Origin of the sequence: Pseudarthrobacter sp. C1, from assembly GCF_034720455.1 — a bacterium.
Taxonomy (GTDB): domain Bacteria; phylum Actinomycetota; class Actinomycetes; order Actinomycetales; family Micrococcaceae; genus Arthrobacter.
The window spans coordinates 1-1,438 of sequence record NZ_JAYESK010000025.1 but is presented as its reverse complement, the minus strand read 5'-3'; the positions used below and the strand labels follow the sequence as shown (position 1 = coordinate 1,438).

At 61.8% G+C, this 1,438-nt stretch carries 2 protein-coding genes; both read left to right on the top strand.

The features are described from left to right. Positions 1-223 precede the first annotated feature (223 nt). Complete coding sequence (locus U7114_RS19280) at positions 224-547, top strand: helix-turn-helix domain-containing protein (protein ID WP_323058264.1); 324 nt, start codon at positions 224-226, stop codon at positions 545-547. Positions 548-594: 47 nt separating this feature from the next. Further along, positions 595-1,398 carry an IS3 family transposase gene (locus tag U7114_RS19275; RefSeq protein WP_323058265.1) on the top strand — a complete coding sequence of 268 codons (804 nt, stop codon included), beginning with the start codon at positions 595-597 and terminating at the stop codon, positions 1,396-1,398. Positions 1,399-1,438 lie beyond the last annotated feature (40 nt).

Below are 1,438 nucleotides of genomic sequence, written 5' to 3'. Positions count from 1 at the left end.
GTGAACTGCTCCCCGGAAGTTGGACTGAGAAATTCAGTTCCGACTTCCGGGGAGCAGTTTTATGCATGCACGTAGTTCATTGTCTGAGGCGCAGCGCGAGGCGGCTGTAGCGTTGTTTGAGAAGGGTGTCGGGTATGGGTCGGCGGCCCGGGTGCTGGATGCGCCTCGTGTGCCGGTCAGGGCACTGTATGGGCGGTGGAGGATTCATGGGCAAGGAGTGCTGGTGGGCAGGGCGGTGAGGTCGTACTCGTTTGAGTTCAAACGTGCCCTGGTCGAGCGCTTCCTCGCGGGCGAGTCCGGTCCGGATCTGGCAGTCGAGGCAGGTCTGGCCTCCCGTGAGCTGCTGCAAAAGTGGGTCCGGGCGTACCGGCTCGAAGGCGAGGATGGGTTGCGGCCGAAGCCCAAAGGCCGGCCGCGGAAACCCGATTTCCCGCCGTCTGCGGATTTGTCCGAGCTTGAGCGGTTGCGGCGGGAGAACGAACGGCTGCGCGCTGAGGTGGCGTACCTGGGAAAACTGCGGGCCTTGAGGGAACAGGGACGACGGTAAAGGTTCAAGCCGTCGTTTCCCTCAAGGCTGACTATCCGCTTGGTGTTCTGCTGGACATCGCCGGGCTGGCCAGGTCCACGTTCTTCTATCACCAGCCCCGGCTGCAGGCGCCGGACCCGACAGAGAAACTCAAAGCCGCGGTCACGGAGATCTTCGAAACGAACCATGGCCGGTACGGGCACCGCCGCATCCACAGCGAGCTGGTCAAACAAGGGTGGACGGTCGCGAAGAAGACTGTGCTGAAGCTGATGCAGGAACTCGGGCTGGTCTGCAAGGTCCGGCGCCGGAAGCGCTACAACTCCTACCAAGGCGAACAGGGCGCGGTCGCGCCCAACGTTCTGAACCGCGAGTTCGACGCTGATGCACCGAACCAGAAGTGGGTAACTGATGTGACGGAATTCAGCGTCGGGGACCGGAAGCTCTACCTCTCACCGGTCATGGACCTCTTCGACCGGCAGATCATTTCCTACTCGCTGGGCTCATCCCCGAACCTTGCGCTCACCAACGATTCTCTGCGTGAGGCCCTGACCTGCCTGCAGCCCGGTCAGCAACCGCTGGTGCACTCGGACCAAGGCTTCCAATACCGCCACGCCTCCTGGCGCACCCTGATCGCGGGCGCCGGCGCGGTCCAATCAATGTCCCGCAAGGGAAATTGCTACGACAACGCGGTCATGGAGAACTTCTTCGGCCACCTCAAGTCAGAATTCTTCCACCGCGTCCGGTTCCTCAACACCGACGCCCTGGCAACCGCCGTCGAGGAATACATCCACTGGTACAACACCAAAAGAATCTCAACAAAGCTCAAGGGCCTGAGCCCGGTCCAATACCGTGCCCAGGCCCTCGCAGTTTAGGATCCTATTTGGCCAGTCCAACTTCCGGGGACCAGTTCAG